The sequence below is a fragment of the Lysinibacillus sp. FSL R5-0849 genome, from assembly GCF_038595075.1.
GTDB lineage: Bacteria > Bacillota > Bacilli > Bacillales_A > Planococcaceae > Lysinibacillus > Lysinibacillus fusiformis.
Map to the genome: position 1 here is coordinate 491,738 of NZ_CP152004.1, position 22,325 is coordinate 514,062.

General features: G+C 37.8%; 24 protein-coding genes. 13 read left to right on the forward strand and 11 right to left on the reverse strand.

Going from position 1 to position 22,325, the window contains the following annotated elements; genetic code table 11:
- Positions 1–118 precede the first annotated feature (118 nt).
- Complete coding sequence (gene ilvA, locus MKY80_RS02355; RefSeq protein WP_043990070.1) at positions 119–1,381, reverse strand: threonine ammonia-lyase IlvA; 1,263 nt, start codon at positions 1,379–1,381, stop codon at positions 119–121.
- Positions 1,382–1,718: 337 nt separating this feature from the next.
- Between ilvA and MKY80_RS02360 the strand changes: the two genes are divergently transcribed.
- Positions 1,719–2,462 (forward strand): TerC family protein, encoded by a 744-nt coding sequence (locus MKY80_RS02360; RefSeq protein WP_008176037.1) that lies wholly within the window; start codon positions 1,719–1,721, stop codon positions 2,460–2,462.
- 47 nt (positions 2,463–2,509) lie between these two features.
- On the opposite strand, the gene bshB2 is transcribed toward MKY80_RS02360, so the two are convergent.
- From bshB2 to thiD, 4 genes are all read right to left on the reverse strand, one after another.
- On the reverse strand, positions 2,510–3,199 hold the full coding sequence (gene bshB2, locus MKY80_RS02365) for a bacillithiol biosynthesis deacetylase BshB2 (RefSeq protein ID WP_008176035.1): 690 nt from the start codon (positions 3,197–3,199) through the stop codon (positions 2,510–2,512).
- Positions 3,200–3,212: 13 nt separating this feature from the next.
- Positions 3,213–3,563: a YojF family protein gene (locus tag MKY80_RS02370; protein ID WP_089986037.1), complete on the reverse strand. Its 351-nt coding sequence runs from the start codon at positions 3,561–3,563 to the stop codon at positions 3,213–3,215.
- Positions 3,564–4,188: 625 nt separating this feature from the next.
- Complete coding sequence (locus MKY80_RS02375; protein WP_089986038.1) at positions 4,189–4,470, reverse strand: hypothetical protein; 282 nt, start codon at positions 4,468–4,470, stop codon at positions 4,189–4,191.
- Positions 4,471–4,839: 369 nt separating this feature from the next.
- Positions 4,840–5,670 carry a bifunctional hydroxymethylpyrimidine kinase/phosphomethylpyrimidine kinase gene (thiD, locus tag MKY80_RS02380; RefSeq protein ID WP_089986039.1) on the reverse strand — a complete coding sequence of 277 codons (831 nt, stop codon included), beginning with the start codon at positions 5,668–5,670 and terminating at the stop codon, positions 4,840–4,842.
- Between the two features lie 174 nt (positions 5,671–5,844).
- Here thiD and MKY80_RS02385 point away from each other — a divergent pair, with 174 nt between their 5' ends.
- The 5 genes from MKY80_RS02385 (at position 5,845) to MKY80_RS02405 (ending at position 8,782) form a co-directional block, all read left to right on the forward strand.
- Complete coding sequence (locus MKY80_RS02385) at positions 5,845–6,522, forward strand: uracil-DNA glycosylase (protein WP_008176027.1); 678 nt, start codon at positions 5,845–5,847, stop codon at positions 6,520–6,522.
- A 75-nt stretch (positions 6,523–6,597) separates the two neighbouring features.
- Complete coding sequence (locus MKY80_RS02390) at positions 6,598–6,777, forward strand: uracil-DNA glycosylase (protein WP_089986041.1); 180 nt, start codon at positions 6,598–6,600, stop codon at positions 6,775–6,777.
- Positions 6,774–7,043: a YwdI family protein gene (locus MKY80_RS02395; protein ID WP_008176024.1), complete on the forward strand. Its 270-nt coding sequence runs from the start codon at positions 6,774–6,776 to the stop codon at positions 7,041–7,043. The genes MKY80_RS02390 and MKY80_RS02395 overlap by 4 nt, the downstream gene beginning before the upstream one ends.
- A 27-nt stretch (positions 7,044–7,070) precedes the next feature.
- The gene (locus tag MKY80_RS02400; protein ID WP_008176022.1) at positions 7,071–7,451 is read left to right on the forward strand and encodes a DUF423 domain-containing protein; all 381 of its coding nucleotides are present in this window, start codon (positions 7,071–7,073) and stop codon (positions 7,449–7,451) included.
- 155 nt (positions 7,452–7,606) lie between these two features.
- Positions 7,607–8,782: an amidohydrolase gene (locus MKY80_RS02405; protein WP_090002927.1), complete on the forward strand. Its 1,176-nt coding sequence runs from the start codon at positions 7,607–7,609 to the stop codon at positions 8,780–8,782.
- A gap of 83 nt (positions 8,783–8,865) precedes the next feature.
- Here MKY80_RS02405 and gerQ read toward each other — a convergent pair whose 3' ends face one another.
- Positions 8,866–9,201 (reverse strand): spore coat protein GerQ, encoded by a 336-nt coding sequence (gene gerQ, locus MKY80_RS02410; protein ID WP_008176019.1) that lies wholly within the window; start codon positions 9,199–9,201, stop codon positions 8,866–8,868.
- Positions 9,202–9,223: 22 nt separating this feature from the next.
- Positions 9,224–9,649, reverse strand: a complete 426-nt coding sequence (locus MKY80_RS02415; protein WP_008176016.1) for a cell wall hydrolase — start codon at positions 9,647–9,649, stop codon at positions 9,224–9,226.
- 246 nt (positions 9,650–9,895) lie between these two features.
- On the opposite strand from MKY80_RS02415, the gene MKY80_RS02420 reads away from it, so the two are divergent.
- Both MKY80_RS02420 and MKY80_RS02425 read left to right on the forward strand, forming a co-directional pair.
- Positions 9,896–10,066: a hypothetical protein gene (locus MKY80_RS02420; RefSeq protein WP_008176015.1), complete on the forward strand. Its 171-nt coding sequence runs from the start codon at positions 9,896–9,898 to the stop codon at positions 10,064–10,066.
- A gap of 175 nt (positions 10,067–10,241) precedes the next feature.
- Entirely contained in the window at positions 10,242–10,409 is a 168-nt protein-coding gene (locus MKY80_RS02425; protein ID WP_253734867.1) for a hypothetical protein, read from the forward strand.
- Between the two features lie 45 nt (positions 10,410–10,454).
- Here the strand turns inward: MKY80_RS02425 and hemQ are convergent, their stop codons facing one another.
- Positions 10,455–11,204: a hydrogen peroxide-dependent heme synthase gene (hemQ, locus tag MKY80_RS02430; protein WP_089986044.1), complete on the reverse strand. Its 750-nt coding sequence runs from the start codon at positions 11,202–11,204 to the stop codon at positions 10,455–10,457.
- Positions 11,205–11,359: 155 nt separating this feature from the next.
- Here hemQ and MKY80_RS02435 point away from each other — a divergent pair, with 155 nt between their 5' ends.
- Entirely contained in the window at positions 11,360–12,196 is an 837-nt protein-coding gene (locus MKY80_RS02435; RefSeq protein ID WP_089986045.1) for a lipoate--protein ligase family protein, read from the forward strand.
- A 38-nt stretch (positions 12,197–12,234) separates the two neighbouring features.
- Here the strand turns inward: MKY80_RS02435 and MKY80_RS02440 are convergent, their stop codons facing one another.
- Positions 12,235–12,885, reverse strand: a complete 651-nt coding sequence (locus tag MKY80_RS02440; RefSeq protein WP_025115432.1) for an RsfA family transcriptional regulator — start codon at positions 12,883–12,885, stop codon at positions 12,235–12,237.
- Between the two features lie 236 nt (positions 12,886–13,121).
- On the opposite strand from MKY80_RS02440, the gene MKY80_RS02445 reads away from it, so the two are divergent.
- The 3 genes from MKY80_RS02445 (at position 13,122) to MKY80_RS02455 (ending at position 20,381) form a co-directional block, all read left to right on the forward strand.
- Complete coding sequence (locus MKY80_RS02445; RefSeq protein ID WP_008179127.1) at positions 13,122–13,349, forward strand: DUF1450 domain-containing protein; 228 nt, start codon at positions 13,122–13,124, stop codon at positions 13,347–13,349.
- A gap of 183 nt (positions 13,350–13,532) precedes the next feature.
- Positions 13,533–14,840 (forward strand): HD domain-containing protein, encoded by a 1,308-nt coding sequence (locus MKY80_RS02450; protein ID WP_342531815.1) that lies wholly within the window; start codon positions 13,533–13,535, stop codon positions 14,838–14,840.
- A gap of 372 nt (positions 14,841–15,212) precedes the next feature.
- Entirely contained in the window at positions 15,213–20,381 is a 5,169-nt protein-coding gene (locus MKY80_RS02455) for a collagen binding domain-containing protein (RefSeq protein WP_342531817.1), read from the forward strand.
- Between the two features lie 43 nt (positions 20,382–20,424).
- Here MKY80_RS02455 and MKY80_RS02460 read toward each other — a convergent pair whose 3' ends face one another.
- Both MKY80_RS02460 and MKY80_RS02465 read right to left on the reverse strand, forming a co-directional pair.
- A complete protein-coding gene (locus MKY80_RS02460) occupies positions 20,425–21,033 on the reverse strand; it encodes a class A sortase (protein WP_237068736.1) in 609 nt (202 codons plus the stop codon).
- A gap of 143 nt (positions 21,034–21,176) precedes the next feature.
- Positions 21,177–21,362 carry a 2-hydroxymuconate tautomerase gene (locus MKY80_RS02465; protein ID WP_012292709.1) on the reverse strand — a complete coding sequence of 62 codons (186 nt, stop codon included), beginning with the start codon at positions 21,360–21,362 and terminating at the stop codon, positions 21,177–21,179.
- A gap of 145 nt (positions 21,363–21,507) precedes the next feature.
- Between MKY80_RS02465 and MKY80_RS02470 the strand changes: the two genes are divergently transcribed.
- Entirely contained in the window at positions 21,508–22,026 is a 519-nt protein-coding gene (locus tag MKY80_RS02470; protein ID WP_008179119.1) for a YwhD family protein, read from the forward strand.
- Positions 22,027–22,325 lie beyond the last annotated feature (299 nt).

Genomic DNA, 22,325 nt, shown 5'->3' on the forward strand with positions numbered 1-22,325 from the left:
GAGCTGCCTCCCTTGCTCCGTTCATCTATATAAATGGTTGAGAAAGATGCTGTTGAGGTGACTCTCAAATATTTAAACATAGAAAAAGCCTCACTTGATAAAAGTGAGACTCTTTCATTTACACGAGTAGGCCAAATAGCTGAATATCATTGTTAACTTCTTTGTATTTGAAGCCAAATTCGTTCATTCTCGCTAGTAACCCCTCGTAATCTGATCGATCACCAAGCTCGATGCCGACTAGAGCAGGACCGCTTTCTTTATTGTTTTTCTTAGTATATTCAAAGGTTGTAATATCATCATTAGGTCCTAGTACGCTAGTTAGGAATTGACGAAGAGCACCTGCCCGTTGGGGGAAGCTGACGATGAAGTAGTAAAGTAAGCCTTCATGAATAAGAGACTTTTCTTTAATTTCCTGCATACGTCCAATATCGTTATTCCCACCACTGATGATAACGACAACAGACTTTCCTTTGATTTCTTCTTTATAAAAATCAAGAGCTGCAACTGACAATGCACCAGCAGGCTCAGCAATAATCGCATGTTTATTGTACAAATCTAAAATGGTTGTACATACTTTTCCCTCAGGTACAAGAATAATGTCGTCTAAATAACGGCGACAAACATCATAAGTATGATGACCGACACACTTTACGGCAGCTCCATCGACGAATTTGTCAATCCAATCAAGAGCAACTGTGCCACCTTCAGCAAAAGCAGCCTTCATACTGCCAGCACCTGCAGGCTCTACACCAATAATTTTGCTAGATGGGGAAAGGTTTTTAATATAGGCAGAAACACCAGACATTAAGCCACCACCACCGATACTGCCAAATACGTAGTCGATTGGCTCTTCCATATCATTCATGATTTCTACCGCCACAGTTCCTTGCCCAGCAATAACATCGAAATCATCAAATGGGTGAATGAAGATTTTCCCTTGTTCTTCACAGAAACTTAGTGCACTTTCAGCAGAGTCATCGAACGTGTCACCTGCTAAAATAATCTCCACATACTCACGACCAAACATACGCACTTGGTCTATTTTTTGCTTCGGTGTAGTTTGAGGCATAAAAATGCTAGCTTGGATTTTTAATTGGGCACAGGCATAAGCTACACCTTGTGCGTGGTTGCCTGCGCTGGCACAAACAACGCCAACATTGCGCGCTTCATCCTCGATTTTTTTGATTTTATAATAGGCGCCACGAAGCTTGAATGAGCGTACATGTTGTAAATCCTCACGTTTAAAATAAATATTTGCGCCATATTTTTCTGATAAATAGTCGTTTCTTTGTAGAGGTGTATGCACAACTACGTCTTTTAAAAAATGGTGTGCAATGAGGACATTCTCCACTTGCACGGTTCTAGTATCAGCAACTTCCATAGTATTCATCCTCCGTTTTACGTTTAAAACATTTATCTATGATAGCACACTTTTTGTGCTTTTTGGACTTAATTTTTAGTAAATTCTAAATTTTCCGTGTCTATTTTATAATGTAAGCGTTTTATCTTTATTTACCTTACTTTTTGTATGGAAAATGAAGCGGTAAACATAGGTAAGTCCCACTTTTATGGACCATTTCCAGGTGTAAAGGAAATCGTTTTTTTAGAGGCCTAGCCGCGATTATACGGAGGCATCATTGATCAAAAAAATACAACTTTCATATCAAAATGGGTCAAGCATATACTAGATTAGCTTAGGACAAGTGGGAGGGTAAGCAGTGGAAATCATTCAAGGAATTCTATCTACATATAGCCAATTTTTCGATTGGGCAATGTGGCAGGAAGTATTAGTGGATCCTGTATCATGGGGACTAATATTTTCATTAATTATTATAGAAGGATTGTTGTCAGCAGATAATGCACTTGTATTAGCAGTACTTGTCAAACATTTGCCAGATAAGCAACGAAAACGAGCTTTAATGTATGGGATGCTAGGAGCTTATTTTTTCAGATTTTTATTTATTGGAATAGGAGTTTATCTTGTAGAGTTTTGGTTTATTAAAGTGTTAGGTGCGTTGTATTTAGGATGGCTCTGTATCGCTCATTTCCTTCAACTTGGAAATGAGGATAGTGTGAAGGTGGTAAAAAAATCAGGATTGATGGTTCGTTTCTTTGGGACCTTTTGGGCAACGGTTATTTCCGTAGAGCTGATGGATATTGCTTTTTCCATTGATTCAATATTTGCCGCCTTTGCTATTTCAGATCAAGTATGGGTGCTTCTAATTGGAGGTATGTTAGGAATCCTAATGATGAGGACAATAGCGGGTGTATTTTTAATTATGATCGAAAAAATTCCTGAGCTAGAAGCGACTGCTTTCATCATTATTGGGGTTATAGGGTTAAAAATGTTAGTAAGTGTTGTTAATATTCATATACCTCATTATTTTTTCTTCCTGTTTTTATTGATTGCCTTTTCGATCACGTTTATCGTGCATAAACTAAATAAAGTAAAATCTACCTAATTAAAAGAGGCTCTGTTCTCCAATCATGAGAGGACAGAACCTTTTATTTATTTTACATATTTATCAGGATCAACAATGTAGAATCTTTCAACATTTAGCCAGCTTTCGCTCATCGGTTCTCCATCATCAATGCGTTTTTCTGTTTCTTGCATCATCCAACCAGTTTGTGATGCGTGTGCCTGTAATGCTTGTAATTTATCCATTCGCATTTCGCGAATATCATAGACCACATGAGGCTCACCATTTTTTTCAATAGTATCGTTTGCGAAGGCACAGCCAAATACTTGCGGACGTGCAGCCTTAGGCATACGACGTACAGCCTCAACGACAGCACGCGCGGTTGCTTCATGGTCTGGATGTACCGCAAAACCAGGTAAGAACGTAATAATTAATGAAGGCATTAGCTCTTCAATTAAACCTTCTACCAGCTTTACCATCTTCTCATCGTCTTCAAATTCGATTGTTTTATCACGAAGACCCATCATACGTAAATCTTGAATACCCATTGCTTCTGCGGCTGCAATTAATTCTTTACGACGTATTTCTGGTAATGATTCGCGTGTAGCAAACGGGGGATTACCTAAATTACGGCCCATTTCACCTAATGTTAAGCAGGCATATGTAACAGGTGTATTCATTTTTTTTGTATAGTAGGCAGTCGTGCCAGCCACTGAAAAAGCCTCATCATCTGGGTGAGGGTACACAATTAAAATATGACGTTGTGGTTGTAAATTCAAAGAGTCGTCCCCCTTAGTAAGTAAATGGCGCTTCACTTATTTCAAGTGCAATCGCCAATTTTCCAGAGTAATCTAAACCAGCCATTAATAAACGGCCTAAATCATCTAATTCATAATGAGTAATGCCTTGCGCATAAACCCAGCCATGAGGTAATTTTAACCCAACACGATGAGGTGTCTTGTCTACAACTTTAGCAAGTTCATAATTAATTTTTGCGTTGCGTATAAAGGCACCTGCATTAAAGAACTTTTCATCATAGTGTGCTGCATAAGATCCGTTTGTCGTCTCAAGATGAATATAAACGTCTTTGTTGGCGAAAGAATTTAGTAATTCTTGCAACGTCTCTACTTGTACTTCTTGCATCTTAACACTCCTCTCGATCATTTCTCCTTTAAGTATAGTAAAAAAAATTAGCAAAGGGAAATTGATTGCTTCATACGTACAAATTAATGAGTTGTAAAACTTATACCTTCACATAAGGCCACCAAGATTTTTAAGAGCTTCATTGCCACGACTACTCAAAATCTTTGTCTTCCGACAGAGGCTTATCCAGATTCATCCACTACCTTCTAGAGTAGGCAATCTTCTACTAAATCATGGAAGGGTGAATCATTAACTATTAATCTATGACGACTTTCCGAGCAATATTCTTGAAAAAATTATTGTAATGTATCAATATAAGGGGTGTGAAAATATATGTACAAAATGTGTCATTTTGTATACGGTTTCACACCTGAAAAGATATTGTAACCATAGCTTCTTCCAAAATCGTGTGTAGACAGCACTAAATGCTGAAGGATGGTAAAACTAGGTGAAAACGAATTCTATCTTGGTACAATAGATGACGTTCCTCCAGCATCTTACATCGTGCTGTGTGTAAAAGGGAGAAGAATGAAGCTCATTATCATAGTATAATAAAAAACCGCGTTTCTCTTTATGACGGAGAAGCGCGGTTTTTTATTAAGTTTATGGATAGGCTATGTATTTTTTAGTATCGATTAAGCTTTCTTTCGATTGTTTCTAAACGATTATTGACACTTTGCAATTGTTTAAACATTTGTCTCATATAAAGATTTTGATCTTCATTTTTGGTCTTTTTTTCTTGTGCTAGTTCCTCTTCCTCCTGGAGTGCCATTATTGTGGCGAGGGTGGACAATGAGTAGCCGAGTGTTAAGACAATGGAAGCTAGTACTTCTACTTTTGAAGAGGTTATTTCTCCAGCTAATAAACCTGATTCCTCAGTTAAGTCCTCTGCCTTTTGTTTTTTCATCTTTTCCCCTCCCATCTAAAGCTAATATATGGGGGATGAAGTCCTAACGTATCTTGTCCATTTTTTTATCTTTATTCAGCGGGATTTCTAGAAATTAACGCATTATTTGTATGTAATATTTAGGTATTAAACTCATTTTTTGACTCAGGATGATAGGGATAATTTTTGAGGGAGCGTGGATGTAACATGATTGAGGTGACTACGATAGTAACCTTCGTAGTATTAAATGAAAACAAGAAACCTCTGTTGATTCCCCCCTTGTGCAGGAATAGAGGAGTGGCTCTGGGCAAACTTATATTCATGACTGATCCATTGGATGATATGTAAAAGAGGGATGTCTCCATAATCTTAGAGACATCCCTTTCAATGTTAAATTTCAGTGACTGTTATTTGTGGAGCACCAAAGCGGGATTTTGCTCCATGCATGACGGGACCAACATAGTCGTTAAGAGCCCAACCATGTGCAATGGCTGCGGATACAAACTCTTTTGCTTCAATAACAGAATCCATAACAGACAATCCATTTGCGAGATTTGCAGTAATAGAAGCTGCAAAAGTGCAGCCTGCACCGTGGTTATTAGTGGAAGCAACTTTTTCGGATTCTAATAAGTAAAATGCTTCTCCATCGAAGAATAGGTCTGTTGCTTTTTCTGTAGCTAATGCTTTTCCACCTTTAATGACTACAGCCTTAGCCCCAAGCTCGTGGATTTTTCGTGCGGCTGTTTTCATCTCATCAATCGTTTTGGGCGTACCTGTCCCAGCCAATTGGCCAGCTTCAAAAAGATTAGGTGTTGTGACTGCTGCTAATGGTAGAAGATGTTGTACCATAGCATCTGTGTTGCCAGGGTTTAGGACTTCATCGTCCCCTTTACAAACCATCACAGGATCAATGACAACATTTGTCGTCCCTGATTTTGCAATAGCCTCTCCAGCAAGACGAATAATCTCTTCCGTAGATAGCATGCCTGTTTTAATAGCATCAATTCCTGTTGAAAGGGCAGTATCAATTTGTTTTTGTAGAAGTTCAGTTGGTAATGGTGTGACATTATGTGTCCAACCATTTGGGTCCATTGTTACGACAACTGTTAAAGCCACCATACCGTATGTACCGTGCTCTTGAAATGTTTTAAGATCGGCCTGCATACCTGCGCCGCCGGATGTATCAGAACCAGCAATTGTTAATGTTTTTTTTAGAGTCATGAAAAGATCTCCTTTATTGTTAAGAGTGTTAAAATTACCATTTAGTATAGTCTTATTCTGATTCTATAAAAATAGTCAGAATTTGATATTTTTATATGGTCAGTTTGTGCTGAGACTTGAATTCATGGATGATTTTTTGTACCGTTGTAAGAAAAGAAAGGGGCTTAAAGGACGATGAAACAAGTATTCCCGAATGATTGGCAAGAAATACTTGCAGCAGAGTTAGAAAAACCATACTATCACACATTACGTCAATTTATTGCTAATGAATATTCAACGCACACTATTTATCCTCCTATGCAGGATGTAATGAATGCATTTTATACAACAGCATATCAACATGTGAAGGTCATTATTTTAGGACAAGACCCATATCATGGCCCTAATCAAGCGCATGGGTTAAGCTTTTCTGTCAAGCCAGGTATTCCCCATCCACCTAGCTTACGAAATATGCTACAAGAGCTACAAGATGATCTCGGCTGTTCAATTCCTAAAGATGGAACTTTGACGAAGTGGGCAGAACAAGGTGTTATGCTTTTGAACACAGTTCTTACCGTGCGAGCTGGACAGGCAAATTCCCATAAAGATCAAGGTTGGGAGCAGTTCACTGATGCGGTTATCGATAAGCTAGCTGCAAGAGAGGAACCACTTATTTTTGTACTGTGGGGTAAGCCTGCGCAACGAAAAAAACAGTTGATACGCAAATATGACACGCCACATGTCATATTAGAAGCACCACATCCTAGCCCATTAAGTGCTTATCGAGGATTCTTTGGGAGTAAACCTTATTCAAAGATTAATCAACAATTAGTAGAATGGGGTAAACAACCAATTGATTGGTGTTTAGCATAGATTGGCACAAATCGTTTACTTTATACACTACATAAATCGTGATACAGTTAAGATAGATGAAAGAGAGGGACAACGATGAAGACGAATTGTTTTCAATGTCATTTTTTTAAAGTAACCTGGGACCCTCAGACTCCACGTGCCTGTGTCGCATATGGCTTTAAAACAAAACAAATTCCATCCGTTGTCGTGAAACAATCCTCAGGTATGGAATGTTTAAAATTTGTACCAAAAGTAGAAAGTAGGAGAATGCAATGATTCCTTATCAAGCCGTTATACAACAACTTGAAAAACAATTATCTGGTGCAAAAAATGCAGGGAATGATCAGCAGATCCGCGAAGCTCTTACAGCAATTCGAGCATTATGTGATGTGGTGTTAGATTCTCCTAGTAATACGCCATCTATCACAACACCTTCTAAGCATTTACCACAAATGCTTGTATCAGAGATGAAGCCATCTAGTTTATCTACATCCAAAATTGAAGAAGATGGAGCCAATGGTGATTCAATTTTTGATTTTTAATCAATATTAAAGGTAGGGTAACGCGCAATGAAAAAATTTATCGTGACAGGGGCTCTCCATGGCCTATTAGCAGTAGCCTTTGGTGCATTTGGTGCACACGCTTTAAAGGAAATTTTAGATGATTATAGTCAAGGTATTTGGGAGACGGCTGTTCAATATCAAATGTTCCATGCTACTGGTTTGTTAGTAATCGGACTATTAATGAGTTCTAAATTATTTGGTGAAGTGAAGCAATTGAATTTGGCAGGAATTTTCTTTAATTTTGGGATTGTCTTCTTTTCTGGTAGCTTATACGTATTAGCGATTAGTGGTATTAAAGTATTGGGCGCGATTACACCAATTGGTGGTGTACTATTTTTAATTGGATGGATACTTATTATTTTATCGGCTTTAAAACATGCTCGTTAATTTAAAATTAGGACTCTCTTACATGATTTGTAGGAGGGTTTTTTCTTTATTTTGTAAGATTACGATTTAAATCCTATTCTTTTTGTAAGAATTTATAGTACACTACTACTATTACTTGCAATATTTCGAAAATACAAAAAGAGAGGTTGTGTAGGATGGAAAAGCTATTTACTTTAATAGATGAGAATTATGAAGAGATGGTAGGGATTCGTCGTCACTTGCACGAATATCCTGAATTATCCTTTGAAGAAGTGGAGACACCAGCCTATATAGCTGCCTATCATAAAGAATTGGGTCATGAGGTTCGTGAAGGGGTAGGTGGAAGAGGTGTAGTTGCCGTGCTACGTGGTGCAAGGCCAGGAAAAACAGTGGCGTTACGGGCTGATTTTGATGCATTAGCGATCCAGGAGGAAAATGATTTACCTTATAAATCAAAGGTCGCGGGTAAAATGCATGCTTGCGGGCATGATGGTCATACAGCAACATTACTAGGATTAGCTAAGGCACTCAATAAAATGAAATCTGAAATCACAGGAAATATTATATTTATTCATCAGCACGCTGAAGAGGTGGCACCAGGTGGGGCCAAGTCGATGATAGAGGATGGGTGTTTAGATGGTGTAGATGTTATTTTTGGTACACATCTCTGGGCTCCCACTCCGATAGGGGAAATTTTAGTGAAAGACGGCGCCATTATGGCAGCTGCAGACAAAGTAGAAATTGCTATTCAAGGGAAGGGTGGCCATGGTGCCGAACCACATCACTCCATTGATGCAGTTACTCTTGCCTCGCAGTTTGTAATCAGCGCACAACAACTTATCTCAAGACGTATTGATCCATTAAAGTCAGCCGTTTTAACAATTGGTCATTTCGAGGCAATTAATCCGTTTAATGTGATTGCTGATCGTGTTAAATTGGCAGGCACAATTCGCACCTTTGAGGAAGATGTGCGCACACAGATGGAGCAGGAGCTAGAAGCCGTTCTAAACGCCACTTGTCTAGCCTTTGGAGCAAGCTATGAATACCGTTATACAAGAGGTTATCCACCTGTGTATAACCATCAGAAGGAAACGGAGTTTGTAGCACAGTTAGCGTCAACTGTCCCAGGTGTAGAGCAAGTGAAAACTTGTCCACCGTTTATGGTTGGAGAGGATTTTGCATATTATTTAGAAAAAGTACCTGGTACATTCTTCTTCACAGGTGCGAAAAGTCCAGAATGGGAAACAGCTTATCCACATCATCACGCGCGCTTTAATTTTGATGAACGTGCAATGCTAATAGCTGCTAAAACTTTAGGAAAAGCTACATTGGAATATTTAAAAGAATATTAATCTAGCGCAAGTTAAAAATCCGCATACTCTCATCGACTGTTGTCAGTGAGAGTATTGCGGATTTTTAAGATACAATATAGCGATTATGGATTTTGATTAAAATAAGCCATTTCTTCATCATATTCAGCAAAATCGAAGTAAATCATTGGGAATAAGAAGCGATGATTGGATTTAAGTTCACGAATGATAACATGATCTCGTCCAGCAGCCTCTACTACACCACGCACAGTTTTTGTGTTTTTGCCTTGTTCCACTGCATGCTCAAAAGAAAAATGGAAGGTAGCTGGTTTTCCGCGATTCAACCGTAAAATATTTTCTATATAGGACTCTTCGCGGCCTGGTGGTCGTCCGGTCGGGATTGTGACTGGAGGAGGAGTCATTTGTTGTTGCGTTGTTGGTGTCCAATAATAAGGCATCATCAATAATCAACCTACTTTCTTTTTAAATTTGAGGACAATCTTCTTCAGTTGGCGAGAAGAAGCAATGAGATTTGTATCTGCCTGTATTCCATTGGCCATACCATTGTGCAGGACAATCGCCCGCCGGCATGAAAAACCACAAGGAACGGTTAGCTGGATGAAATCTTTCGCCTTGAATCACCCTTTTGGCTAACCGGATATCTTGATCACGTGCTCGTTGATAAAAATAACTTTTTTGAGTTGCTTCAAAGCCACCTGGACGCTGATAAACCATCTGTTCAATTGTTCGAATATCACCAAAATCTAAACAATCACCCCTTACACGATTAACGCCAACATTCCCAACCATCAGCATGCCTAACTCACCTTCGCCTTCTGCCTCGGCACGCATAAGCCTTGCTAGCAGGGCTGTCTGGGCATCATTCGTCTTAATAACAGCGATTTTCATACCTCCTCGCTGTCAGTATATGCATGATGGTATTGTAGACATGTTCAATTTTGTGAAGAAAGAAATTCACACAACAAAGGTACTACGCATATAGTAATAATAACGACAAGTCCGTAAAAAATAATCTAAAAGCCATTCATATTAGATAACGTTTATGAAAAATTGGGTAAATAGAAAAAGGTATAAATAGGGGAATAGGAGATCAATAAATTGCATGTGTAGGCCGTACATGTGAGGTGATTACTTATGGAAATAGGGGTATGGTTTGGGATATTACTAAGTGCGGTGCTGGCCTTTTTACTAGGGGAGTATTATGGACAGCCGCTCCATTGGTATCTATTTATTTTAATAATAGTGATTGGTTTTTTTATTCAAACGATCATCTTAATTTTAAAAGTAAAGGACGAAAGCTCTTGAGGAAATATGAAAAAAAGTAAATTCAATGATTAAGGAAGTGTCATCGCAGAGGGATGGCACTTTTTTATTTTATAGATAATTTTGCTTAGCCAGTATAGTAACGATATTCAGAGACATACTAAGGTTGAATTTATTTTTGCTTTCATGAAGGAGCGTTACAATGCGTATTTTTAGTATGTTTGTAGCAATAATTATTAGTGCCTTTATGGCAGTCGGGATAGCAGAATACTATCATCAGCCGTATAATTGGTATTTGGTCTTTCTGATGATTCTTACCGGATTTTTTATTCATACAATCATCTTAATATTTGAAGCTGAGAATGCGGAAGAAAACGAAATTTAAAAAATGCGAGTCCTCACTAGGGACCCGCATTTTTTAATGTACGTATTAAACCGTTAAGAATGTAACTAATTTATCGTTATCAAGTAGATTTCCGACGAAGAATGCACCAAACTCACCATAGCGAGCAGATACTTCATCAAAGCGCATTTCATACACTAATTTTTTGAATTGTAAAACGTCATCAGCAAATAATGTAACGCCCCACTCGTGATCATCAAAGCCAACAGAGCCTGTAATAATTTGCTTTACTTTACCAGCATAACCGCGACCAATCATACCATGAGAACGCATTAATGATTTACGCTCATCCATTGAAAGCATGTACCAGTTATCATTCCCTTGACGGCGTTTATCCATAGGGTAGAAGCACACATATTTAGAACGAGGAAGCTCAGGGTATAGACGTGCACGTACATGTGGATTTTGGTATGGATCTTCATTTGATTCACCAGCTAAATAGTTTGAAAGCTCAACAACAGATACATAAGAGTATGTAGGAATTGTAAAATCAGCAATGGCTAATTTATTAAATTCTGCTTCAAGCTCTTGTAGCTCATCCATTGTTTCACGCAATGTCATAATCATAAAGTCAGCCTTTTGACCAACGATTGCATAGAAGGCATGAGCACCTGTTTTAGCGAGATCTGCTTCATTTAATTTCTCTAAATAAGCAAGAAATTCTTCTACTGCTGCTTGACGTTCTTCAGCAGAAACGAGCTTCCATGAAGCCCAATCAATTGAGCGAAAATCATGTAAAGCGTACCATCCATCTAACGTAATTGCTGCTTCATTCATTATTGAAAACACTCCTTTATAAGTGAATACTATTCAAAATTAGTTTATCATAGTTTGTGCAAAATCCCTAAGTTCATGAATGGTTTTCACGAATTTGACACCAACTTTAGATGATGTATGCTAAAGAGAAGAGATGGAATTAGAGGAGTACCAATATGAAAAGTATTTTACAGCAGCCAAATTGGCGTTATTATGATCAATCAATTAGCGCAAAGCAGCGATCTCCGTTAGAATCCTTTGCAACCGATGATACGTTGTGCCAGCTAGTTGGACAATTAGTATCACCACCAACTGTTCGGACATGGGTTCACGAGGCATCTGTTGTGCTTGGCATCCAAGATCATCGTTTACCATATGTACAGCAGGGAATGGATTTACTGAAATCGAGAGGTTATCAACCTATCGTTCGGAATTCAGGTGGATTAGCTGTTGTCCTTGATGAAGGGGTTCTAAACATTTCCATTGTATTATCTGAGCAAATGAATTCTTTAAGCATAAATGATGGCTATGATGTGATGGTCGACCTCGTCAAAGGTTTATTTCCAGAGGTGGCTGAGAAGATTGAAGCCTATGAAATAGTAGGCTCATATTGCCCCGGTTCGTATGATCTAAGTATTGAAGGGAAAAAGTTTGCAGGGATTTCACAAAGGCGTTTACGCCAAGGTGTAGCTGTACAAATCTATTTATGTATAGAAGGTAGCGGCTCACAGCGTGCTGCCCTTATTCGAGATTTTTACGAGGAAAGCTTACAGCAGGAAGAGACGAAATTTACTTATCCACAAATCGTTCCTGAAGTCATGGCATCATTATCGGAGCTTGTCGATCCACATTTAACAGTAGAGGCAGTCGTTATTCGTCTACAGCAATACCTTCATCACTTAGGTGGAAATGTACATCCAGAATCTTTTCATGACGAAGAATTAACATTATACGGTTTCTATTTAAAGCGTGTTTTTGAGCGTAATGCCAAAATGCTAGAACGACATGAATAGAGACTACTATGAACACACATAAAAAAAAGGCGATGCTGCTAATTAAGCGCATCGCCATTTTCAGGCTGGAAATTAGAACTACTTACTACGAGATTTCCGTTTTTCTCCATTTTAAAAACTGGTGCAACACGTTCTTCCTCTTCATCTAATGTAACAAGTCGTCTAGCACGATTCATAATTTGAACGAATTGTTCGTAATCTTTGCGGATTGCTCGGTTTTCTTCTTCGAGCTTTGTAATTGTTTTCTCTAGTTTTTTATTTTTCTCTGATGTTACATGAACAAGTTGTCTCCATTTTGAAGATTCATTGCCTACTTCACCAGAATGCTGTAAACGTAGTAAATAAGCTATAACAATATCAAGAGAAAGAGCAGATAGCGGAATTGATTTTCCTTCTGCTGCACTACTATTTACTGTAAACATACTAGAAGTGCGACGTCTTGCAGGAGCTCCTAACACTCGCATTCTTTCTTTTCTTTCTTTTTTAGCCTCTGCCAATTGTTCTTCATATTCTTTCCGAACAACAGCATTCCAACGGAAACCACAGGCTGCAGCCGTACGATTTAACGCATCACCAGCTTCTTCAAAAGCGTTTAGCTGTGTGCTTCCCTCCGTTACGTGACGAATGACCGCCTCTGCTAATAATTCATCATTTTCTTCTAACCAAGCATCTTGTCTGATTTTACTCATATTAAAAACCTCCACCTTTTTTGGAACTTATTATTTAAGACTAGCATGACCAATCTTTTAACCTTTTATTCATCCATGTGAAAGGAATTATGCTTGAATAGAAGGGGAAAAGTACGATACAATACCCGTTGTAGGTTTGTACGTATGCTGCATACTTAAATATGTGAAGGTCATACGTTCCATAGAGCGAGCGGTTTTTGTTTGAAAAATACTATATAGAAAGGGTTGTTGACAAGATGGCAAACGAGTTTAAAGTTTGCGATGAATGTCAGGCCGTTAACTTAAAAACGTTAATTCCAAAATTAAAGGAAATCGATCCTGATGCAACCATCGAAATTGGCTGTCATTCTTATTGTGGTCCAGGACGCAAAAAAACATTTACCTTCGTAAATAGCCGCCCTGTTGCTGCGTTAACAGAAGAAGAACTAATGGAAAAGGTTTTAACAAAATTAAAGAATAAGTAAAACAAAAAGCTGTCTCTACTTGGTTGGAGAAAGCTTTTTGTTCATTTATTCAATAGAAATTTAGAATAATTGTGAATATGATTGAAAAAGGTTGTTAGTATCTATAGAAAAAAGTGAATAAGTATGCTAGTCCTAGATTTATCGCATATAATAGAACTATAACAAAATGGGGGTGCTATACAAATGACATATGCAAACGCTAAATTACAAGAAGAAAAGGTATTTAAAGACCCTGTTCACCGTTATGTACATGTTCGAGACCAAGTGATATGGGATTTAGTAGGTACAAGAGAATTTCAGCGTTTACGTAGAATTCGTCAGCTTGGTACCACATTTTTAGTCTTTCATGGGGCGGAACACAGCCGCTTTAGCCATTCGCTTGGTGTTTATGAAATAGTACGCCGTATAGTGGATGATATCTTTGTTGGTCGTCCAGATTGGGATGAGGGTGAACGACTTTTAGTGCTATGTGCGGCACTCCTACATGATTTAGGACATGGGCCATTCTCACATGCATTTGAAAATGTCTTTGAGCTGGATCATGAATATTATACGAGAGAAATTTTATTGGGTGATACGGAAGTCAATGCTGTGTTGAAAAAAGTGGCAGCTGATTTTCCTGAAAAGGTATCACAAGTAATCGAAAAGACATATCCAAACAAACAAGTCATTAGCTTAATTTCAAGCCAAATTGATGCGGATCGTATGGATTATCTACAACGTGATGCTTATTTTACTGGCGTTAGTTATGGTCACTTTGATATGGAGCGGATCTTAAGAGTAATGCGTCCTCGAAAAAACCAAGTGGTCATAAAAGCTACTGGTATGCATGCAGTAGAAGATTATATTATGAGTCGCTATCAAATGTACTTACAAATTTACTTCCATCCTGTGTCACGAAGTGCAGAGGTGATTTTAAATAAAATTTTAAAACGAGTAAAACAATTGAGCTTGGAAGGCTATATATTTAAGCATGAACCTACACACTTCCTAGCATTTTTCCGTAACGCAATTACGCTCGAGGATTATCTTGCCTTAGATGAGAGTATTCTTTTTACATATTTTCAACTATGGATGCAAGAGGAAGATACTATTCTAAGTGATTTAAGTCGTCGCTTTGTTAATCGTAAGCTATTCCAATACATTGATTTAGATCCAGGAGTAGAGCTTGATAAATATCAAAAACTACAGGAACTTTTCAAAGAGGCAGACTTGAACCCAGACTATTATCTTGTTCATGATACAACGGCAGATCTGCCGTATGATTTTTACAGACCTGGTGAAGAGGAAGTGCGCGTGCCGATTTTCCTAGAAATGAAAAATGGTGAACTACGTGAGCTTTCACGTGAATCAATTATTGTTGATTCCATTTCAGGTCGGATGAAGCGTGACCATAAAATATATTTTCCTTTAGATTTTTTAGAAGATGATTCAACGCATTCAACCATTAAACAGAGAATATTAACTTTGTTGAGAAGAGACAGTAAATAAAATATGAAATAGAAAGCAGTAAACACGTTCAAAGGAGCGATGTTTACTGTTTTTTTTGTATGTTTAGATGATTGTTTAGAATCTGTTCAGTGCTTGTAGTTATAATGTATCAAAAATGATGAAAGGTGGTGATGTATGTTGTTTTATACGTCGCAAAAGTAATGCAACTAAAATGAAATACAGGAAAGTCTATAATTTGTTAATTCCTATGTCCTATGTTAGGATACAATTTGGCTTTTATTCACAAGAATGACAAGTTAATTTCAGGGAGGAGAGACACCATTGTTTGTGGCAGGCTTTAACTGAAAATGAAAGAAAGCTATCGTCGTAGTAAACAATCAAGCTCTCTATCTATTAGAAAAGAGGAGTGTCATGAGAAAAAAATTGAACATTGCTATGCTGACCATGTTGTTAGTGTTCCAAACACTACTCAGCCCACTGTCAGTATTTGCATCTGAAGACCTTTCGACACCACCAGTCGTGAATGACAATGGTTCGGATGATGAAATGGAAAAAAATCCATCTACACCAGTGAGCGATGACACAGATTTTTCAGAAGATAACATAGGTGAAGAAGAGCTTTCTACAACACCGCAAGAAAATGAAAACAAGGAGCAAGATGCTGAGGGCCAAGCTCCTGAAGAAGAAAAAGTGGTTGATGAACCCGCTAAAACATTGCCAGTGGATAATTCACCATTGGTTCCTCAAGAAATTCCAGCTTCACTATTATCATTTGTAATGAAAATAGGTGAAAAAACAGTTGGAGCAGGTGAATTTGGTACAGAGTTAGATCCAAATACAACAGCTAATTTCACGGTTAAATTTTCCGTGCCAATGCAAGATAGTCAAGCAGAAGCTTGGGGAGACGGGAGTTGGTTTGAATTCCAATTGCCGCAGTCGTTAATTGATTTTGACGGGGCATTCGCCGGTAGCAAAACAGTAAACGGTATCACATATAATTATGTAACTACGGATAATAAAGTTCGTGTAGAGTTAAGTGGTATGGAGCCCGGCTCAGGAAGCTCTCAACCAGAGGATTTAACCATTACATTCAATTCTGGTTTTAATAACCTTTCTGACGACATTGAGCAGGATCTGGAAATTCCTGCAGCCACAGGCGGTAGTGAGATAATTAAAGTTAAATTTACTTTTTTACCTTCAACGAGCAACAAAAAGGTAAGTAAGGAGAAACTAGGGACTCCTACACCTGCAGCAAATGGTAACCATGAAATGGAATGGCAGGTATGGGTTAATGAAGCAGGTAAATTATTAAGTAATCCAACTTTAACAGACGAGCCAACATCACATGAAATTATGGCTAATTCCGTAAATGTTTATCAATATGAGGTCGGTCTTAATGGTGTGAGAACAAGTACAGAAAACATTGTTCTGACAAATGGTAGTTGGAGCGATATTGAAAGTACGCTGACTGGTAAGTATGCCTATAAAATTACGTATAAAACGTCTGTAACATTAGAGGCGGATAAACGTGATGGTGTAGTTAACTTTAATAACAAGGTACTATTTACTAATGATGGACAAATAGAATCTTCTAATACGGCAACGCACACCATTACGTATGGAAAAGCGCTAGATAAAAAGTTAGATAAAAATACAAACTACGAAACAAAGTGGCATATTGATTACAATCATAATTTGTTAAGTATCGATCAAACTGATGCATATGTTATAGATACAATTAAAGGTCCTCACGAAATCGATGCATCAAGCATTAAGGTTTATAAAATGAATGATGCAGCTGGCAATGTGGCGACAACAGTTTCGGAAGCTAATAGAGTAACAAATGGATTTACTATTAATCCTACAACTGGAAATGCTAAAAGCTTTACATTAACCTTTGATAACGATATTTCAGATGCCTATACAATTGTGTATGATGCGAAATATAGTAAACAGGATTTTTATGAACATGAAGCAGGGCCGTTTAATAATAGTGTGACAAGCGGTTCAGGTAAAGAGAAGAATATAAACTATGTACTTACTGAAAACCTATTACAAAAATCATATACAGTTGATTTTGATAAAAAAGTAATTACATGGACAATCAACATTGTATCTGATAATCCAACTAAACCAATTAACAACCTAACACTAACAGATACATTTACAGCCGGTGCTGCAGATGGGGTGCATGAGTTAATAGATAACACTGTAAAGCTTAATGGTATAGCAACTTCTTATACTCTAATTGCCGGAGATAAGAAAAAAGGCTTTACAATTTCAGGTATTAACGTACCAGCAGGTAGTACATCAACTATCACTTATCAAACGAGCTTCGCAATTGGTGATGAGGGTACTGTACAAAAGCAAGGGTATGGAAATACAGCTGCTACAGAGTGGACAAGTGGCGGTAAATTATATGAAAAATCAGCTTCTGCGAGCTATATTCCACAATCAACTACTGTTAATAATGGCAGTAAATCGGGAACGTTCAACTACTCCACGCAGCAATTTACATGGGATGTAAAAGTGAATATCAATAAAAAGGATATTAATGGAGCTATTTTAATTGATACAGTTGGTGTGGGACATAAGTATTTACCGGGAACAATTGAAGTGTTACCTTTAACTAATTTAGGTGGTAGTGATACAGGCGGAACTATTGGTACTACACCGATTGACTCGAATAATTACACAATTTCAGCGGAAACAGATAAAGGCTTTACATTAACATTCAGTGATTCCTTATCAGGAGACATAAACTACCAAGCATATGTTGTTCGTTATAACACAATGGATGACGATCATATTTTAGGTATTGGTTCTGATACGTCTACTGATAGAGGGAATGTATATACGAATGATGCCACATTTAAAACAAAAGGTACGCAAGAATTTACGCTGGAATCAACGCCAGTAAAAATTGATGAGAATGTAGCGAACAATTTAGTGACAAAAAATAAACCACAACAAAACGCGAGTAAAGAAACAATTACTTGGACATTGGATGTGAATAAATCTCATTCTGATTTAGGTCAAAATGTCATCTTAACAGATTTACCAGGTAATAATTTAATGTTATTGGAAAGTAGTATTCTATTAGCACCATACACAGTATCTAAAACAGGTATTCAAAATGGATCTACCTGGAAAACACCTCTGCAATTAGGGGTAACTGTCAAGTTTGATACTCAAGGTGGCTTTAGCCTCGAATTCCCTGATTTAAATCGAAAAGGGTATCAAGTACAGTATAAAACAATAGGCTTTGGCCAAATCGGTGATGCATTAGAAAATACAGCAACATTGCATTATACGGGGCAAACAAAGGCTAATCAAAAAACTGAGAGTGACTATAAGGGTAAATTTAGCTTTAGTAGCTCTGAATCAGATTTTTCGTCAACACGAGGCAGTGCCAAATTCAAAAAAATTGGCATCGATTCAGCTACAGGTCAATTTAAAGAAAATTTAGCTGGTGTTGAATTCCAACTAATTAAAAAAACTGCAAAACCAAATGAATATATCATACAAACAGCTACTACAGATGCAAATGGTGAATTCACATTTGAAAATGTGCCGTACAATGACTATCTCATCCGTGAAGTAGCACCACCAACTGGTTATACTAAAATGTCTGATTTTAAATTTAAGTTAGATGAAAACACGACACTAAATAAGCAGCCAGACTTAATAACAAAACTTGTCAATACGACACCAATAGTTGGTGGTAGTTGTACACAATTCGAATTAGCGATTAAGGATATTGATGGTCATTCCATTACTACAGGTACAGTTACATTAAAGGATCCCAATGGTACAGAAACAGCACCATACAAAGTAACAAATGGCAATGTGACATTACCTAATTATTTTACTGCTGGTGAGTATACAGTAACTCATTCAGTTGAAGGTGAATTAGGAAAGGTAACAGTGAAATATGATGGTGGATGTAAAGCTGTAGTTCAACCAGTGCCAAAATGTGAAAACTACACAATTGTAGTGAAAGATGGTCAAGGTAATATTCGTACAAATATTTTAGAATTAACATTAAAACAAGGGACTACAGTAGTGACAAAGGTATCTCCTGACGCAGTAGGTAAGTTTATTGTTCATTCAAATGATCCTATTACTGGTGTAAAACCAGGTGAATACACAATATACGAGGGTAACCAATTTTTGGGTACAGTTACACTGACATACAAGAAAAACTGTGGTTATGAATTTACAATTATACAAGCACCAAAATGTGAAACGTTCGAACTAACGGTCAAAGATGTTGATGGAGAATTAATAGAAGATAAAACGAAAGTAACGATTAAAGATTTAGATGGCAAAACGGTAGCTACTGAAGAAACAAAAGACGGTAAAGTAGAATTAAAAGATTTAGAGCCAGGTGTTTATAGTGTATTTGATAAGGATGGTAATAAAATTGGGGAATTCTCCAGCAATATTAATTGCCAAGCAGAAGTTCAACAAACACCAGCCTGCGAGCGCTTTACTGTAGAGTTAAAGGATGAAAATAATGTCCTAATTAAGGCGGGGAAAGACGTTGTTATTAAAGATAAACAAGGTAACGTTATTTCAACAGTTCTAGAAGCGGATGGTAGTATGACATTTGTTTCTAAAGATGTACCCGCAGGTAAGTATGACGTTTATGACAATAAAGTTTATTTAGGAGAAATTGTAGTTTCTTACAAACAAATTTGTAAAGTAGACTTATCAATTGCCCCTGCGTGTCCAAACTTTACATTAACGATTAACAATATGTATGGTCAGCCTCGTGAAGGTGTCAAAGTAACATTCACAGATGAAGCTGGTGTAGTAATAGAAGAGAATGGTTCAACAGAATTTACAACAAATAATATAGGTCAAATTACTATAAGTAATTCATTAATTAGGCCTGGTAAATATATTGTCAAAGAGAATGGTATTACAATCCTTGGTACAGTAACAGTAGGTAATACGTGTGAGGCTAAAATTCAGCCTACACCACCTGTAACAAATCCAACTGATCCTGATAATCCCACATCAGAGCCAGGGCAGCCGGTTGATCCAAACAAACCAAATCCAGATCCAGAGAAGCCGATTGATCCAAACAAACCAAATCCGGATCCAGAGAAGCCAGTTGATCCAAACAAACCAAATCCGGATCCTGGGAAACCAGTTGGTCCTAATAAACCAAATCCAGATCCAAACAAACCAGTTGAACCAAATAAACCAAAACCAGATACTAACAAACCTACAACTCCTGGTAATGGTGGCACATCAGTACAAAATGTTATTGATCAAGGGAAACAATTACCACCGTATAATCCATCAAACGTAACTAAAGATACGTTGGATGCTTATAAAGATTTCCTGAAAAAATATAGTAAACTATCAAAAGATGAGCAGACTGAGGTGGCTCAAGCTATTGATATTAATAAAATCAAAGCGGATGCAGAGCGCTTAGAAGCACAGCTAAGAGCACAAGGTAAATTACCACAAACAGATGGAGCCAATCAAACAGCTCTTGTATTTGTTGGCTTACTTCTTGTAGCTGGGTCAATATGGTTCATGCGTCGCCGTACAACAGAGATATAATCAAAAAAGCGCCATCTTTTAGGGATGGCGCTTTTTGTGTGATTTAAAAGGTTCCTTTGGCATTTTCTAAAGAATAGCTTTGCACAAAATCTGCTTGTAAGGCGAGTCGTTTGGAGCCTTTTTCCGCGCAGGTAATTAAGGTTAACGTCGTCTGATTGGGGATATCATCCACGATGTAAACATCTGTTGCTGCAATGATTTTTTTAGTCGCTAATTGATACTCGTACACATTACTCATGTCTGTGACATAAATAATATCGCCAATTTGTGCTTGATAGAGGGGACTGAATAAAATATCTTTCTCTTCAAAATAATGACCTGCCAAAGCATAGTTTCCTTGACCGAGCTGCTGATTAGGCTTCATCGTACCCGCTCCAATAGCAAGAACAGCATTACCTACTCCCTTTAAAATAGGAAGCTGCATATGGACACTAGGCACGGCAATACTGCCGATAACAGGCATTTTGCTAGCCTTTATTTGCGCTTGGAGAACCTCGGCGATGGACAGTGATTGCACGGCTTCGAACTCAAAATCCGCATCTAGTTGGTTGTTCCTTTTAATATCGTCAGTGCTGTACTCTACTGCGTTGAATTGGTCACTCATACGTGCAATCAACACGTTTTGAATAGGTGTGATAAATATTAGTAACAAGCCGATGATAAGCACACATAGAAGTAAGGCCAGTTTAAGTTTATTCCTTTTCATTAATCTTTGATCACATCCTAGCGATAGTAACGAAATACTGAAACGTTTAAAAATGGGTAGAGCGTTAGGCGGCTCTACCCAAGTTCAATTTATTTATCACTCAAACGAACGCCAGCAACGCCGTAATGGTTTTTAGACATTTCTTCAATAAAAACTGTTACATTTTCTGCAGGTGCATTCACTGTGCGTGAAACGGCTTCTGTTACTTCTTTTACAAGGGCGCGTTTTTGTTCCTCTGTACGACCTTCAAGCATTTTAACTGTTACGTATGGCATAATATTGCCTCCTTTATAGAATAATGTTGTATAGTTAGTTTATAAGAAAGTAGTATAAACTTCTTACTTGCGTTGAGGCATACGTGCCATGATAATTGTGGCAATATGCTTCCTTTTATAATAGCAGAATGGAGGGTATTTAAGTATGGCAAATGAAGAAAAACCAAAACAAAAAATGGGCTTTACGATTATAAAAAATGATCCAACTGATGGACATAAGGGTTTTGGGATTGGCTCGCTTTCGTTAGAAAATGTATCGCCAGTCATTTTAGATGTGGAAGAGGGAACAGCATCTGTTGAGATTGGTGCTATGCATGCACGTAGCGATGTGGAACGCGGAATTAAATTTACAACGAATCGTGCTGATTCAGAGGGTGGAAAGCCATATTGGCTAGTATGGGTGACAATCGATCATAAAGAGGATGGACCTTACTATGCGGGAATAACAGCTTGTGAAATGGTAGTGAACCGTGAAAAACGCCGTGGCTATAAAATTTTGGCTGATCATGTGAATAAAATGGATAAATCCATGAAACGTCATATTATCGTAGAGCATATGGATACGCCGTCTAAAAAAGTGTTAGCTGCTTTCCTAGAACAACTTAATCCAGACCTGTGGGAGCGAAGTAGCGAGCAATTGCGTCAAGACTTATTTGTCGAATAGACCTTTAATGATTGAACAAACTGTGACATTTTGCAATCGTTTTCGATATTAGGTTGAAAGTGAGTTTGAAACAAAGTAAACTTGAGGCAGAGCTTACATTTTAGTAAGCTAGGACACTTGGTTTCGCGAAAGTTATGAGCGCTATGCGGCATTTGAACAACCCAAGCCAAATGCCCCATGATGCTCATACTTCGCTAACCATAAAAAGAAAAGCTTTCTGTTCCCACGGACACGTCTCCGGGGAAGAGAAAGCTTTTCTTATTTTTCGTATATCTATCTGTTACTTTGTCGAGAGCCTT

Bases quoted from the DNA above. Each gene is read 5' to 3' on its own strand.
- ilvA (WP_043990070.1), bottom strand. From the start codon at position 1,381: ATGGAAGTTGCTGATACTAGAACCGTGCAAGTGGAGAATGTCCTCATT.
- MKY80_RS02370 (WP_089986037.1), bottom strand. From the start codon at position 3,563: ATGCAAGAAGTACAAGTAGAGACGTTGCAAGAATTACTAAATTCTTTC.
- MKY80_RS02375 (WP_089986038.1), bottom strand. From the start codon at position 4,470: ATGAAAAAACAAAAGGCAGAGGACTTAACTGAGGAATCAGGTTTATTA.
- thiD (WP_089986039.1), bottom strand. From the start codon at position 5,670: ATGACTCTAAAAAAAACATTAACAATTGCTGGTTCTGATACATCCGGC.
- MKY80_RS02385 (WP_008176027.1), top strand. From the start codon at position 5,845: ATGAAACAAGTATTCCCGAATGATTGGCAAGAAATACTTGCAGCAGAG.
- MKY80_RS02390 (WP_089986041.1), top strand. From the start codon at position 6,598: ATGAAGACGAATTGTTTTCAATGTCATTTTTTTAAAGTAACCTGGGAC.
- MKY80_RS02395 (WP_008176024.1), top strand. From the start codon at position 6,774: ATGATTCCTTATCAAGCCGTTATACAACAACTTGAAAAACAATTATCT.
- MKY80_RS02400 (WP_008176022.1), top strand. From the start codon at position 7,071: ATGAAAAAATTTATCGTGACAGGGGCTCTCCATGGCCTATTAGCAGTA.
- MKY80_RS02405 (WP_090002927.1), top strand. From the start codon at position 7,607: ATGGAAAAGCTATTTACTTTAATAGATGAGAATTATGAAGAGATGGTA.
- gerQ (WP_008176019.1), bottom strand. From the start codon at position 9,201: ATGATGCCTTATTATTGGACACCAACAACGCAACAACAAATGACTCCT.
- MKY80_RS02415 (WP_008176016.1), bottom strand. From the start codon at position 9,649: ATGAAAATCGCTGTTATTAAGACGAATGATGCCCAGACAGCCCTGCTA.
- MKY80_RS02420 (WP_008176015.1), top strand. From the start codon at position 9,896: ATGGAAATAGGGGTATGGTTTGGGATATTACTAAGTGCGGTGCTGGCC.
- MKY80_RS02425 (WP_253734867.1), top strand. From the start codon at position 10,242: ATGTTTGTAGCAATAATTATTAGTGCCTTTATGGCAGTCGGGATAGCA.
- hemQ (WP_089986044.1), bottom strand. From the start codon at position 11,204: ATGAATGAAGCAGCAATTACGTTAGATGGATGGTACGCTTTACATGAT.
- MKY80_RS02435 (WP_089986045.1), top strand. From the start codon at position 11,360: ATGAAAAGTATTTTACAGCAGCCAAATTGGCGTTATTATGATCAATCA.
- MKY80_RS02440 (WP_025115432.1), bottom strand. From the start codon at position 12,885: ATGAGTAAAATCAGACAAGATGCTTGGTTAGAAGAAAATGATGAATTA.
- MKY80_RS02445 (WP_008179127.1), top strand. From the start codon at position 13,122: ATGGCAAACGAGTTTAAAGTTTGCGATGAATGTCAGGCCGTTAACTTA.
- MKY80_RS02450 (WP_342531815.1), top strand. From the start codon at position 13,533: ATGACATATGCAAACGCTAAATTACAAGAAGAAAAGGTATTTAAAGAC.
- MKY80_RS02455 (WP_342531817.1), top strand. From the start codon at position 15,213: ATGAGAAAAAAATTGAACATTGCTATGCTGACCATGTTGTTAGTGTTC.
- MKY80_RS02465 (WP_012292709.1), bottom strand. From the start codon at position 21,362: ATGCCATACGTAACAGTTAAAATGCTTGAAGGTCGTACAGAGGAACAA.
- MKY80_RS02470 (WP_008179119.1), top strand. From the start codon at position 21,508: ATGGCAAATGAAGAAAAACCAAAACAAAAAATGGGCTTTACGATTATA.